Origin of the sequence: Acinetobacter pittii (genome assembly GCF_022449185.1) — a bacterium.
GTDB lineage: Bacteria > Pseudomonadota > Gammaproteobacteria > Pseudomonadales > Moraxellaceae > Acinetobacter > Acinetobacter pittii_I.
In genome coordinates this window covers 534,364-549,606 of sequence record NZ_JAKUKO010000001.1, presented here as the reverse complement: position 1 = coordinate 549,606, position 15,243 = coordinate 534,364, and the positions used below count along the sequence as shown (strand labels likewise).

Annotated in this window: 10 protein-coding genes; 2 read left to right on the top strand and 8 right to left on the bottom strand. The window is 37.7% G+C overall.

Annotated elements, in window-relative coordinates; genetic code table 11:
* Window positions 1-111 precede the first annotated feature (111 nt).
* On the top strand, window positions 112-564 hold the full coding sequence (locus tag MKX14_RS02530; protein ID WP_017480868.1) for a DUF441 domain-containing protein: 453 nt from the start codon (window positions 112-114) through the stop codon (window positions 562-564).
* Window positions 565-624: 60 nt separating this feature from the next.
* On the opposite strand, the gene metR is transcribed toward MKX14_RS02530, so the two are convergent.
* Window positions 625-1,545, bottom strand: a complete 921-nt coding sequence (metR, locus tag MKX14_RS02525) for a LysR family transcriptional regulator (protein WP_108011022.1) — start codon at window positions 1,543-1,545, stop codon at window positions 625-627.
* Window positions 1,546-1,816: 271 nt separating this feature from the next.
* A complete protein-coding gene (locus MKX14_RS02520) occupies window positions 1,817-2,611 on the bottom strand; it encodes a DUF4198 domain-containing protein (RefSeq protein WP_240281667.1) in 795 nt (264 codons plus the stop codon).
* Window positions 2,612-2,824: 213 nt separating this feature from the next.
* Between MKX14_RS02520 and MKX14_RS02515 the strand changes: the two genes are divergently transcribed.
* The gene (locus MKX14_RS02515) at window positions 2,825-4,024 is read left to right on the top strand and encodes an MFS transporter (RefSeq protein WP_240281666.1); all 1,200 of its coding nucleotides are present in this window, start codon (window positions 2,825-2,827) and stop codon (window positions 4,022-4,024) included.
* 26 nt (window positions 4,025-4,050) lie between these two features.
* Here the strand turns inward: MKX14_RS02515 and MKX14_RS02510 are convergent, their stop codons facing one another.
* The 6 genes from MKX14_RS02510 to MKX14_RS02485 form a co-directional block, all read right to left on the bottom strand.
* Entirely contained in the window at window positions 4,051-5,034 is a 984-nt protein-coding gene (locus MKX14_RS02510; protein WP_240281665.1) for an ion transporter, read from the bottom strand.
* A 123-nt stretch (window positions 5,035-5,157) separates the two neighbouring features.
* Entirely contained in the window at window positions 5,158-5,592 is a 435-nt protein-coding gene (locus MKX14_RS02505) for a hypothetical protein (RefSeq protein WP_240281664.1), read from the bottom strand.
* 229 nt (window positions 5,593-5,821) lie between these two features.
* On the bottom strand, window positions 5,822-8,461 hold the full coding sequence (gene acnB, locus MKX14_RS02500; RefSeq protein WP_033848021.1) for a bifunctional aconitate hydratase 2/2-methylisocitrate dehydratase: 2,640 nt from the start codon (window positions 8,459-8,461) through the stop codon (window positions 5,822-5,824).
* 253 nt (window positions 8,462-8,714) lie between these two features.
* Window positions 8,715-9,077 (bottom strand): hypothetical protein, encoded by a 363-nt coding sequence (locus MKX14_RS02495; protein WP_080947657.1) that lies wholly within the window; start codon window positions 9,075-9,077, stop codon window positions 8,715-8,717.
* Window positions 9,078-9,211: 134 nt separating this feature from the next.
* Window positions 9,212-10,447 carry a lactonase family protein gene (gene ykgB, locus MKX14_RS02490; protein ID WP_240281663.1) on the bottom strand — a complete coding sequence of 412 codons (1,236 nt, stop codon included), beginning with the start codon at window positions 10,445-10,447 and terminating at the stop codon, window positions 9,212-9,214.
* Window positions 10,448-10,718: 271 nt separating this feature from the next.
* On the bottom strand, window positions 10,719-15,227 hold the full coding sequence (locus MKX14_RS02485) for a translocation/assembly module TamB domain-containing protein (protein WP_240281662.1): 4,509 nt from the start codon (window positions 15,225-15,227) through the stop codon (window positions 10,719-10,721).
* Window positions 15,228-15,243 lie beyond the last annotated feature (16 nt).

Below are 15,243 nucleotides of genomic sequence, written 5' to 3'. Positions count from 1 at the left end.
ACTTAATTTTTAATTAAGAAGAGCTGAAATCAGCTGTATCTTTTAAAGCTTTCGCATTCCAACTCTTAAATATTATACAATTCCATTTATTTATAATGCCCTCCGCTCGCCATGCTTGCCCAATTTGATGTTAATTTAGTTGTTCTACTTGTTCTGCTTGTCTGTGGCTTATTAAGTCAAAATGCAGCTGTAACTATTGCAGCAGGTGTGTTGATTGTCGTTAAAATCACGCCATTAAATGAGTTTTTTCCTTATATTCAAGCTCATGGTCTTAATTTAGGAATTCTTATTTTAACCATTGGTGTACTCACTCCAATTGCCAGTGGGAAACTCAGTGGTGAGAGTATTTTAAAATCCTTTATTAGTGTTAAGTCTATTATGGCTATCGCAATTGGTCTATTAGTCGCCTGGCTAGGTGGTCGCGGAGTAAAACTAATGTCGAGCCAACCTGACGTAGTTGCAGGTTTACTCATTGGTACAGTTGCTGGTGTCGCCTTACTCCGTGGTGTACCAGTCGGTCCTCTAATTGCAGCAGGCTTACTCTCTTTATTTATTGGCAAATAAGAAATCGACATGAAAAAGGTGCAATAAAGCACCTTTTTAACACTTAGGCTAAATTATTTTTTAGCCAGAATAATAAGCGTTTCGTTTTAATGAGAACTTTTCTAACTGCTTTAAAAAGCCTTCAAAATAACTTTTCTCTTTTTCTTCAGTTCGGTAGCCCGCATATAGAGTTCGTCTTAAACCTGTTGTTGAAACACAATCTAAACGACGACTAGTAACCCATCCTTTTTGTTCATATTCATTCACTACCCAATCAGGTAAAGCAGCAATACCACGTCCACTTGCAACGAGTTGAATAAGCATTTGGGTTAAATCTGTTGTTCGTATTTGTTTAGGCTGAATATTCGCGGGGATGAAAAGTTTAGACATAATATCTAAACGGTGCTTATCAACAGGATAAGTAATTAAAACTTCTTCAGCCAACTCTTGAACTGTAATATTTTCAGCCCGCACCAAAGGGTGAGTATTTGATAAGACTAACCGTGACTCATATTCAAAAATCGGAAAATACTCAATTCCTTTTAATGCAATTGGGTCTGCTGTAATCAGCAAATCAAATTCCGCATTTTGTAAAAGTTCATGCGGATTGGCTTCAAAACCTGAAGCGAAGTCTAAATCGACATCTGGGTATTGCTGACGATACTGATTTAATAAAGGCATTAACCAGTCAAAGCAACTATGGCATTCCGATGAAAAAATAATTCTACCTGTTTGTCCATGCACAATACGTGTGATATCACTATGTGTAATCTGGATTTGTGGTAAAACATCATCAGCCAATTTTAATAAGCGCTGTCCAACATTAGAAAAACTAACAGGTCTACTTCGACGATTAACTACTTCTACCCCATACCAATGATCTAATTCTTTTAATTGATGGGAAATAGCAGATGGCGTTAAACAAAGGTCATTAGCTGCTGAAACTAATGAACCATGCTCACGTAAAGCAACTAAAGTTTTAAGGTGGCGTATTTCTAACATGGGCCCATGCCTAAAAAACAGATTTATCTATAAATGGAAAAAGCTCATATTTGCTTTTCCATAAAACTTTCGATAAATCTTTATTAATGAATTTTATTCACTTTAACATAAAATTAGTTAGTTTGTCTCAACATGAATTTTATTTCACTATTTTTATTTGCGATGAATTTTTGTTTCATCAGTATCTAAGAGAAATTAAATTTTTTAATGAGTGAGAAGATTAAAACTAAAAATAGACCTAATAAAGGCCTATTTTTTAAAACTCTAAAAACTATTGTGCTACATTTAAGCTAATAATCGTATAGCTCTGATCTTTGGGTTTTAATTTCAAATTTAGAGGAGCTGTTACTTCTACTAAATACTCTCCAGCTTTTGGAAATCTAAGCTCAACTTGACCGTTGCTTCCTGCCTTAAACTGCTGTGCTTGCTTGTCAGTTGCACCCTTTTCTCTTAAATTCACTTCAGCATAAGCTAAAGGTTGTCCTTTTTCAGTTATGGTTAATTTAACAGGTTGAGCAGCTTTAATCTGGTTAGGATGTACAGAGAAACTAACTTTAATCGGTGTATTCGGAAGTTGAATATCTGAAACTTTTCCTTTAGAAAGATAACTCTGCAATATCCACTCACGTGTTACTTGTTCTGTTTTGATTGTTTTGGTTTTAAGGTCAGTCGGAATCAAATATTCACGTTCTGCTTTCGGTGGAGCTTTATCAGCGGGCATATCAAAAAATAAATGCCATGCTTTTTGGTCGTATACATATTTCAAAGGATAACTTGCCTGAGTTTGAACAATGTATGTGCCTTCTTCAGGTAGATCTACATCAAAAACAGTAGCAGACTTATGCAGGGCTTCTGAATTGACGGTTTTAAGCTCATTTTTAGGTGTAATTACAGTAAGCTTAGCATCCTTTAAAGCATATTCACTATTTAATGCTTCTTCCGCATAACCAGCAAGTACAGGTACTTGAGTCTGTTCAGTTTTATAAGCTACAGGTGCTACATAAGGTTCGTGAGCAAAGCCAGTTGTACATATCAATGCAAGTGACGTCATTAGAAATCTATTCATTATTACAAAATCCTGTTGTATAAAAAGTTAAAAAATTCAGACAAACTATAAGCAGATACAGTATACATAAATAAAAATAATTCTTATTATCATTAATAAATTAATTTTAATATCAAAAGAAATATGTAATCCTTCTCTCAATATTTTAGTTTTTTATTATTCTGTTCGCTTTTCCCTTATACTTCTCTTTTTTGTGTCTTCCCTTAACTTATTATGGCGTCCCCGCAATCTCCTCTTTCCACACCTCAACATTACTCTCTCTTTTTAGCAATTTTCTCACTCGCTGTAGGTGGTTTTTGTATTGGAACCACTGAATTCGTCGCAATGGGACTAATTCAGGAAATTGCAAGTAATTTAAATATTACAGTACCTGAAGCTGGTCACTTTATTAGTGCCTACGCATTAGGGGTTGTTATTGGTGCCCCTATCATCGCTATTCTTGGAGCAAAGATACCTAGAAAAACTTTATTGCTTGGATTAATGCTGTTTTATGGTGTTGCAAATGCCTGTACTGCTTTAGCTCATACACCTGAAACTGTTTTAGTCTCACGTTTCATTGCAGGTCTACCACACGGGGCATATTTTGGAGTCGGCGCATTAGTTGCAGCTGAACTAGCGGGTCCATCAAGAAGAGCTTCTGCGGTTGCCCAAATGATGATGGGCCTTACAGTAGCAACTGTAATTGGTGTTCCTCTAGCAACGTGGCTAGGCCAAAACTTTGGTTGGAGAGCAGGTTTTGAGTTTTCAGCAACTATTGCATTCGTCACTTTAATTGCTGTTGGCTTCTTTGTACCCAATATCCCAGTTCAAGCTACTGCCAGTATAAAAACTGAATTCGCTGGCCTTAAAAATATCAACATGTGGTTAACACTAGCAGTGGGTGCAATCGGTTTTGGAGGCATGTTTTCTGTTTATAGCTATGTCTCACCAATTTTGACTGAATACACACAAGTTAATATCCAAATCGTTCCTCTCGCTTTAGCTATCTGGGGTATTGGTATGGTTATTGGAGGTTTAGTGGCAGGATGGCTTGCAGATAAGAACCTCAACAAAACTATAGTGGGTGTATTAATTAGTTCAGCAATCGCTTTTGTTGTCGCTAGTTTTTTAATGAGTAATATCTATACTGCCATCGCATCTTTATTCTTAATTGGTCTCACAGTCATGGGGTTAGGCGGAGCATTACAGACTCGTCTAATGGATGTCGCAGGTGATGCCCAAACTTTAGCTGCCTCACTTAACCACTCTGCCTTTAATATAGCCAATGCATTAGGTACATTTTTAGGTGGCTGGGTACTCAGTCACCAAATGGGCTGGATCGCTCCAATCTGGGTAGGTTTTGTTTTAAGTCTCTGTGGTCTGATCATTTTACTTATCGCATTTGCAATAGAAAAAGCCAGCAAAAAAGCTTAATTAAAGAAAAGGCTAACTTATTATTTCTAATCAGTTAGTTTTCCACCACAATGCGGGCAATAACATTTTTTCTCTCGGATCGACTCTTCTTCCTCTAATACTTTTTCACGCATAATTTGAATAATTAGATTATGCGCCTGTTCTTTTGGCAGTCCTACTTTTTGACGGATACGTTCTATTTCAATTTCATCATGTAAAATATCAATGCCTCGTGCTTGAAGTAATTCTCGAAACTCTTGTTCTAATCTTTGATTACGTTGATTAAGTTCATTTGCAAGCCCAGACGCCAAAATACCAGCTGGTAAAGCCGCAATACCAACACCCAAGATAGTGATAAGAGCTCCTAACAACTTTCCTAGGTTAGTTACTGGGGTAACATCACCATATCCAACTGTAGTTAATGTAACTACAGCCCACCACATAGATTTAGGTATTGAACTAAAAGCTTCTGGCTGAGCCTTGTTTTCAACCATGTAAATTCCAGAAGCAGTCATAATAATCATGATAATTAAAATAAAAATAACCGCTTGGAAAGATCCTTTTTCACGTTTAATCACGCATAACAATATCTGTAGTGAAATGAAATAGCGTGTTAATTTTAATAAACGAAGTAAACGTAAAATTCTAAGCATACGAAGATCGATTCGTACAAAGAAATTGAGGTAAGCTGGCAAAATAGCCATCAAATCAATAATTGCTTCCCCACTTTTCATCCAGTTCAAGCGGGTTTTCCATGAGGATTGTGTCGTATCTCGATCAGCAACACTCCATAATCTTAACAAATATTCAATACTAAAAATTGCGATTGAAATGTTCTCAAAGTAGTCAAACCAAATACGATAATTCAAGTACAAATCATTTACTGTTTCTAATAAAACCGCAGCAACATTACCAATAATTAAAGCAACTAAGAAGTAGTTAATACATTTGCTTACCGTCGTTTCATAGTCATGATTGTGAAGATTATTATAAAAGAACTTACGCAATCTCTTCCAAGCTGAATTCTGCATATTGATCTGACCACTTGATATTGTAGCTATAGTAAGCTCTTAGTTTCTATTCACCAATATAGTCTTTAATAATTTTTGTTTCACTTACTTCTACATTTAAGGCCTTAAATTTTCAATTTTTTCTCAATTCACTTCTGCACATCGGAATTCATTTTCTTCCCACCACATCACATCGTAGATACCTGGATGTGATTTTAAAATAATATTTATATAGTTTTGCAGCAACATAATATGATGAGTAATATCAATTTTTCTAAATAGGAACTTTCTTAAAATAGGTGTATTCGGAGAAATAAAAATTGCAAAACCATTGCTATATTCTTCATAAACACTAATTCCAAGATACATTGTTAATTCAGGTAATGGTATCTCAATTTGCCACCCCCAGTTTTCACTATATAGCTCTACATTTAAATGATATCTACTCTTTAATATACTAAAAATATACTGAGCAATATCTTCAGTTTTTTGAACTAAAATACCGCCTTCACCAGCATACACTTTTCGATCATATAATTGATAATCATCAAATTTAAATTCAACAATTGTCTTTAGCATTCTTAAGTTCCCTATATAAAATACTCGTATTTTTTTTAATTATTATTAAGTTCGTGCAATTATTTTAAAGCAAAAAACGTTTTAATATCTAGAGTAATATTTATTTTTACACTTTCATTAAATAAAATTTGATCTATTTATTATTTTTCAAGTCTTATTAAGTATAAAGTCTCATTTAAATAAAAAAGGAGCTGAATAATCAGCTCCTTTTTTGTACTAAATTGACGTATTAAGTCAATTGAGCAGCTTGGATTTTCTTAGTATCAACTTGATCAGCTTCTTTAGTATATTCGCTCATCTTGTCGAAATTTAAGTATTTGTAGATGTCAGCAGAAGCGCTGTCGATTTGCGACGCGTACTGTTGATATTCTTCTGGGCTTGGTAATTTACCAAGAACCGCAGCTACAGATGCAAGCTCAGCAGATGCTAAGTAAACGTTTGCACCTTGACCTAAACGGTTCGGGAAGTTACGAGTAGAAGTCGATACACAAGTTGTGTTCGGAGCTACACGCGCTTGGTTACCCATACATAATGAACAGCCCGGCATCTCTGTACGTGCACCAGCACGGCCATAGATGTTATACAAGCCTTCTTCCATTAATTGGTGCTCGTCCATACGAGTCGGTGGAGCCAACCATAAACGAGTAGACAATGAACCACCTGGTACTTTGTCAAGCAACTGACCAGCTGCACGGAAGTGACCAATGTTAGTCATACAAGAACCGATGAATACTTCATCAATCTTGTCGCCTTGAACGTCAGAAAGAAGTTTCGCGTCATCTGGATCGTTCGGGCAGCAAAGAATTGGTTCTTTGATATCAGCTAGATCGATTTCGTAAACTTTTAAGTATTCAGCATCAGCATCAGCTTTTAACAAGCTTGGGTTATCTAACCACTTCTGCATGTTTTCAGCACGACGCGCAAGTGTACGTGCATCGCCATAACCTTCTGCGATCATCCACTTCAACATCGTGATGTTAGAACGTAAGTATTCAGCAACTTTCTCTTCAGAAAGTGTGATTGAACAGCCAGCAGCAGAACGTTCAGCAGAAGCATCAGAAAGTTCGAATGCTTGCTCAACAGTCAAGTCATTTTCCATTTCTGATAAATCGATCTCAAGGATACGACCAGAGAAGATGTTTTTCTTACCTTTCTTCTCTACAGTTAAATCACCCGCTTGAATTGCGTAGTAAGGAATTGCATGTACAAGGTCACGTAAAGTGATACCAGGTTGCATTTTACCTTTGAACTTAACAAGTACAGACTCAGGCATATCAAGTGGCATAACACCAGTTGCTGCTGCGAACGCAACAAGACCAGAACCCGCCGGGAATGAAATACCGATTGGGAAACGAGTATGTGAGTCACCACCAGTACCTACTGTATCTGGAAGTAACATACGGTTTAACCAAGAGTGGATAATACCGTCACCTGGACGTAAAGATACACCACCACGGTTCATGATGAAGTCAGGTAATGTATGGTGAGTTGTTACGTCAACTGGTTTTGGATACGCAGCAGTGTGACAGAAAGACTGCATCACTAAGTCAGATGAGAAGCCCAAGCATGCTAAGTCTTTTAACTCGTCACGAGTCATTGGACCTGTCGTATCTTGAGAACCAACTGTAGTCATTTTAGGTTCACAGTAAGTTCCTGGACGGATACCTTGACCTTCTGGTAAACCACATGCGCGGCCAACCATTTTTTGAGCTTGTGTAAAACCTTTGCCAGTGTCAGCAGGTTGTACTGGAGTACGGAATAATGTAGAAGGTGCAAGACCTAATTCTTCACGTGCTTTAGCAGTTAAACCACGACCAATGATCAAGTTAATACGACCACCAGCACGTACTTCGTCTAAAAGTACTGGAGTTTTAAGGTCAGCTTCTGCGATTTGAGCACCATCTTTAAAAGCAGTTACTTTTGCAGCAGCATGGTCAATTTTCAATACTACTTCGTCGCCCATGTTCATGTTAGCAACGTCGATTTCTACAGGTAATGCACCTGCATCTTCCATAGTATTGAAGAAAATTGGAGCAATCTTAGAACCTAAGCACACACCACCGTCTTTTTTGTTAGGAATGTGTGGAAGTTCATCACCAAAGAACCAAAGTACAGAGTTAGTTGCAGACTTACGGCTTGAACCTGTACCAACAACATCACCAACGTAAGCAACTTGATTGCCTTTCGCGATAAGTTCTTTAATTTGGCTTAATGGACCAACTTCACCTGGTTTTTCAGGGTTGATACCATCACGCTCGTTTTTCAACATTGCATTTGCATGTAATGGGATGTCTGGACGGCTCCAAGCATCTTGAGCTGGAGACAAGTCATCAGTATTTGTTTCACCAGTTACTTTGAACACAGTGATTTTGATTTCTTCCGGAACGTCAGGACGGCTGGTGAACCATTCTGCTTCAGCCCAAGATTGTAAAACAGCTTTAGCGGCTTCATTACCAGCTTTTGCTTTATCTGCTACGTCATGGAATGCATCAAATACAAGAAGAGTTTTCTTTAATGCTTCAGCAGCTAAGCCCGCAAGTTCTGCATTGTCAAGAAGTTCAACAAGTGGTGCTACGTTATAACCACCCAGCATAGTGCCAAGTAAGTAAACTGCACGTTCTTTAGAAACGAGTGGTGAAGTTGCTTCGCCTTTAGCAATCGCTGCCAAGAATGCTGCCTTTACGTAAGCTGCTTGGTCAACACCTGCAGGAACACGGTTTTCAAGCAAATCTACCAAGAACGCTTCTTCGCCTGCTGGTGGATTTTTTAATAGTTCAACAAGCTGAGCTGTTTGAGCGTCATCAAGTGGCTTCGGTGGGACTCCGAGTGCGGCACGTTCTTCAACGTGTTGGCGGTAAGCTTCTAGCACGGTGTTCATTCCTCTTTTTTTGAAAAATTACTTGCAAATTCCAGCTTTCTTAAAAGCTTCACAAGTAATATGGACTACAAAAGTTTACTAGAGTTCAAGGTAAAAGTTAATGAGCGCGGGGTGTTTCTCCGTGATGCCCATTATTTTGTATCTAAATACCTGTGTTCAAATAATGAGCATATTGGGTAAAATTGAGCTATTTTTAAGCAAAAAGAGCTTCAGCCAGATGAAAATTCAATAACCTCATCCACAATTAAAATGATTTATATTTTGGCATTTTGTCATGAGGGGTTGCCAAACATTCATCCATCATTTGCTTTCTAACTTTTTCTTGGATTACTTGAGGATCTTTTGTCAGTTCCTCTTTTGGAATTGCATAAACTTTTTCAATAATATTAAGAATGAATTTTTTGGTTATCTCATCTTCAATCTTATTTGCATGCTCAACTGCCTGAGTTTTTTCAATTGCTTGTTGACGATCAAAAACAATACTTCTTGCAGCATTTCCTACGCTAGTACAAAAGCCATGCCACTGCTCTTCTGGTGTTAATGGTTTCTTTTCTGAACAACCCACAAAGAGCAAACTCATTGCAATCAATAAAATCTTTTTCATCATTTCACTACACTAATTATTGCTGTCCATATCATACGGAAAATCATCGTTTTTGCCAAAACTGCTATAAAAAACCGAGATAACAAAATCTCGGTTTTTTGCATTAAGCATTAGACATGCCTGTTTCATGATTTGAATTAATTAAAGAATTTGATATCCGTAGGGGTTGATATTTTTGCTGCATCACCAACTGGTTTTAAGGTGCCATTTTTTGCGTCAAAACGGAATAAACTAATATTGTTACTATAAACATTGGTTACATATAGATATTTACCAGATGCATCAAATGAGAAAGCACGTGGTTCAATACCATTCGCCTTATAAACAACTGGCTTAGCTAGCAATCCATTCTGTTGGATTTTAAATACTAAGAGTTTGTTGTCTGCGCCTCGATTGGCAGCAATCACGTATTTACCATTTGGGCTAAGGATAATTCCACTCGCACTCTTAAATTCAGGTGTTTTGTCTTCGTGGATCAGTTTTAGCTCAGCCACTTTTTTCAAATGACCATCTTGCACGTTAAATGTCACAATTTCACTTCGCATTTCTGCGGTAACATACGCATGTTTGCCATTTGGTGAAAAGACCATATGACGCGGGCCAGAACCATGCTTAAAAGTTACATCGCGGTTAGTATCCGCTTCAAGTGGCTGAGCCTTGTTCGGGTTATAACGAAACGCATAGACTTTGTCATTTCCAAGATCGCTAGCATATAGATACTTCCCATCTGGACTGAAAGTTGTGGAATGAGCATGTCCACTTTCTTGGCGGCCTTTGACGTGGCCAGAACCTTCCTCAAAAACAATATTTTGTACTTTTTCACCCAAATGGCCATTTGGTAAAATTGGCAAAACAGCCACACCACCACGGCCTTTATCGAACGCTGAATAGTTCGACACAAACAGGAACTTACCATCTAAACTGATTGTTGCATGTGTTGGATGTCCACCATGACTATCCACAGTGTTCAACACTTCCACCTTTCCTTTTTGAATAGATAATGCAGTCACCGCACCTTCGTTTTCTTCATTAGTGGTATATGCAAAACGGCCATCTTTCGATTTCACAATCCAAGAAGGACTTTTCATTTTCAACACTTTAACAGGAGTTAAAGTTCCATCGCTATTCACTTGAAGCTGGTATAAGCCTTCACTAGCTTGTTTTGGTTTTTGCGCAAGCGGTGCATTAGGAATTGATGTCCATGTTCCTACTAAAGCAATTTGTTGTTGTGCAGCATTTACGGTGGAGCACCATCCAAATGACAAAAGCGTCAATGACAATGTTGCTGTTAATTTTTGAATTAGGCCACGATATTTAACATTGATATCGTTTTCCTTGCCATTTTTAATTTCAACATAAGTATTTATATTCACTACTATATCCTTGAAAAAACCCACCTTATTTGTATTTATCAACAAGGTATATCAATCTAATTTCATTTAATCTTTCTGAAACCTAATTTATAAAACAGCGATTTTCAAGTGAATTTTCTTTAATCAATACCTATCCAAGGTTTCTTTACATTTAAGATAAACGATACTTTAGATGATAAATACTCAACTTTTTTAAATGTTATGAAGGTGTTATTAAATTAAAAGCCCACAATAGTGAGCTTTTAATTCATTCATTATTGGTTTCAATCAACTAAAAGCGCCAATTGTAGAATAAGTCGATCGCTCTTTCTAAAGACTGACTTGCTTCTAGGTATAAACGTCGATTCATTTGATAACGTAATGTGAGTTTATTTACAGGAGTAAACACCCCAACACCATAGCGAATAAACAGATCTGGTGTGATATAACCCGTTAAACTCACTTGCGTATCATCACCTGTACCTTGTGCATCTAAAGCTAGGCCGCTCAAACCAAACGTACGTCCAATCTGGTTAGTTAAAGCACGTGTACCACCCAAGCCCATACTAATACCCGCAGCAGCAATGGTGTTGTTTACATCAGATTTAAACCCTTCTGCATTACTCAAGCCACTCGAACCTTCATTAATACGACCAGTCACAAGCGCATTCAATGCTTCTTGCTCAGATAAACCTGCATCGTTATAGACCTGAATGTTTGGCGATGTTGCAGTACCTGTAACACGTACCCCAACCATACTACCCTGAACATTTTTATTTGCATCGATATCTAAAGTCGGGTTAGCCAATGGTCCATTAAAACGGGCAATTGCTCGGTTCAAGTCTAGACTTTGTCCATAGGCTTCGATTTTCACTTTTTGGCTGACACCAATCGCCCCGTTAGCTCTCATTGCAGTCTCATAGCCACGTTGGCTTAAGTTGAGACGACCAACTAACGGAATATTACTGTTAAAGCCTTGGAAGATAACTTGTTTTCCAATATTAACAGAAATGTCAGCTCGAATATCCCAAGGTTTAGCGGCCCGTAAAATTGCAAGTGGGTCTTGACCTTGGCGCACGATGCGAACATCTGATGAGGTATTAATCACTGGCGCAGTTGTTTCTGGCATTGATATACGTGCACGAGGAACATCTACAGATCCTTTTAAGCTTAACCGCTTATCAAAAGGATACATATCAAGTGTCAGATTCGGGTTGGCAATTGCGGTAATTAATGGCGCTTGACGTACCAGTAAATTATCACCTTTCAGATTTAATTGAAGGCGCGGCGCATCTTTCCACTCAAAACTACCTTTAAGCAAGCCTACACCTTGCCCACTATTAAACGCTCCATCAATTGTTGCCATATCCTGTCGAATTGATGAATACACCTGCACATTGGTTAGATTTACTGGCAAAGAAATCATGCTGATCGCACCATTTTTCAGACGCATTTCACCAGTAAACTGAGGTTGAGTTAATGTACCGTTGACTTTACCAGCCAAGGCTAGCGTCCCACTCATTGAGCGAACATCTTGAATAAATGGTTTTAAGACTTTTAATTGAACATCATTAAAGGCCACTTCACCATGCATTGGCATTGACGACTGGAATGGGTTGATAATAACGTTCGCGTAACCCGTACCAATATCCGGTGTTTTCACATCAACACGGAATAACAGACCCTCTGATACACTTTTTGCAACCACCCCTAACTCATCATAAGCCAGAGTAGTTGCAGGATCTTGTGGATCTTCAGCAGCTAAACCGATTTCACCTTTACGTGTAATTAAACGTGCATCAAGTTTTGGATTACCACCATTTACCCACGATGCCTTAGCGTAACCATTTAATTGTCCAGTCATCGCTAAGCCTTCTGGCATAAATGCCGCGAAGTCGCTTAAATCCATGTTCTGAGTTACAAATGAAACATTACCTCGTGCTTTACTCACTCTTACAGGCTGATCAAAACAGAGCTGACTATTAGTACTTTGCCAGCAATGTTGACCCACATATAGCTCAGATTTCGCCGATGAAAAAATTACCGGCGCATTTTGATTTTGTGCCAGACGAATTCGTCGTGAATCAAAACTTCCTTTCTGGATTTGACCTAACCAATCATTCTTTTGATTAAATCCGCCTGCCAACTGAACATAGAATTTAGAAACACTATTATTGCCGAGTACTTTCAATAAATGTGCTTTCCTTGTTCCTGTCAAATTCACTTCAGCGGACTGGATTTGTCTATTTCCGCTACGCAAATTATTTAACTTTGCGGTTAATTGAGTCGGTGTTGTTTCCGATGTTGGAAGCTCACCCTGAATACTCAATCTCTTCACACTTACAAGTGTATTAAAAGCAAAATCATCTACGGCAATATTGGCTGTTGCTTTTAAACGTGGTTGTGATTGAACATTCAAATCACCATAAGCTCGACCACGCAGCCCTGGATATAATTCATAGAGTGCTGGCGCATTCAGCTTAATTTTTAGATTTTGTGCATTGCCAGTAGCTTGTAGCTGGTTCTGTCCATACACTAAAAATAAGTTATTCGCTTCAAATTGCTGAGGTAAAAAGCCATTTTGATTAGAGTCCATCAATAGAGATAGATTACCTTTACCTCGAACAGGTTTATTATTTAGAAACCCTGCAAGATTCAATTGTTGAATATTAATTCGCTTCAAGTGATCAGACCAAACCCCTTGAGTTTTCAGGTTTCCTGAAATTTCGCCTTTAATAGTTGAAGCAAAATATTGAGGCTTAAAGCGTACTAATGAACTATTAATATCCCATGCAATGCGGTCTTTTAAATTTACAGAACCTGTTGCATAGATTTTCCCAGCAACACCATCATGCTGTAGCTGGTTAATTCGAATAAAATCTGGCGTGCCCGCTATAGAAAACTTCAATAAACCATTTGCCTGTTTTAAGGCTTTTAAAGATCCGTCATAATTAACCGCAAAGCCTTTAAAACCGCCACCAGCTTTAACATCATGAAATAATAATGCTGCGGTACTTTTCCCACCCAAACTAACAGTCTCTTGACCGGCTTGAGCCAATCGACCCGTTAAATCAATTTTCTCAAACTGAATAATTTGCTGGTTTGGTTTAGCAAAACCATTTGCCTTAATCGAACCGTTTAACAGATTGACCGGCGCTGCTGCTTGAATACTTTGCGGATTAAAATCTTTTGCATTTAATAAAGCATTCCAAGCGAGCTGACGTTTTTCAGTAGGTAATAAAACTTTAGCCTGACCTGTTAAGCTACCTTTTTCAGCAGCAAAACTAAAATTAGGAACATTTAAGATATTATCTTTAACATTCAGGTTGGCTAGATATTGTCCTGCTGGCAATAAAGTTTTTTCATGCTGATATACTTTTGTAGCAACCTTAATATCTTGTTGACCATCACGTAATGTTAAATCGACTTGACCATTGTCACTACTTAACCATCCAATATAAGGCATTGCACGGTCTATATTCGCCCACGCCACATTCATGAGCATTGGCTGAGGTTTATTATTTTTTTCAGGTGCCTGATTAAGCTTGAGTTTCCAAGACTCGTAACGGTCAAAATCAACGTTAGCAAATACTTCTGTACCTTTTTCTAAAGAACCAGTTGAAGCAATAGCAGCATCTAAACTTGGTGGTAAAAAGTCTTGCACCACCTGAGGAATTGCTTTGTCCTTAGGATTAATGCGATCTAAACGGCCTTTAATATCCCAAGTAACATGATCTTTCCAATTTACCAGACCTTTAAGATTAACGGCACCTTTCATAACTTGGCCGTTGAAATCGGTAATATTAAGCTGATGAACTAAATCAGTATTCATTAAAGCGTTGTACTGACCTTCAGGTAAATTTTCACCCTTTAAATCTGTATCAAGTGCCAAATTAAGCTGTTTAATATCACCTTGAAACTTGATCACGCCATTTTTTGCAAATAGTTTTTGTTCTTGTAGCAAAGGTAAATGATAGTTTTTTAGTAATAATTCACCTTGCATTGGAACTTCATCGCGAACAGGATGCAATATTACCCAACCTGTTAATAGATCAGGAGTTGTGGTTGCAACCCCAGCTTTTATAGTATCTAAACTTCCCCGAGCAGCCACTTTAATATTTTGAATATTTAAACTTTTTAAAGATGGGATTCTTAAATCTGCCGTGGCATCTAACGGATATTTACCACTGAAATCTATTTTACCAGTTGCGTTGTTAACTGAAAGATAACCCATATCCATACTAGATTTTTCAAATTCCAGTTTGGTCTCTGACCAGAGTGCATCTTGCAAATGGACATCATGAAAACTTACATCTGAGCTTGACATTTTAAGCTCTAAATAATCAACATCCGCTTCATCTATACGTAAAACAAATGGCAATTTGATTGGTTTAAATTCAAACGGTTTACCAGAAGGCGGAGTTTTATTAATAATTCGCAAGTTGCGTACATCTGCATGGCTTAAATGTACTTCTTTTTCTAATAATAAAGAGCGCCATCCTAAGCCTACATCAGCTCGATCTAATGAAACATCAACGTCTTTTAATTGCACCAACACATTTTTAAGAATAATGCCTCGTAATAAGTTTCCGCCTTCGTATTCATATTTAATTATTTTCTGAGCTTCTAAAACCCGATCTAATAAAAAACGGCTTCCACGATCCGTTGACATCATGATGACTAACGAAGAAGCCAATAATAACAATATGATCAATATCGTCAGCAAGAAGCTACGCAAAATGCGACGCTTCTTCTTAGGAGAGCTTGGTGCCGAAGTGGGCTGCTGTTCTACTTCCGCCATAAAATAAACCTAATGA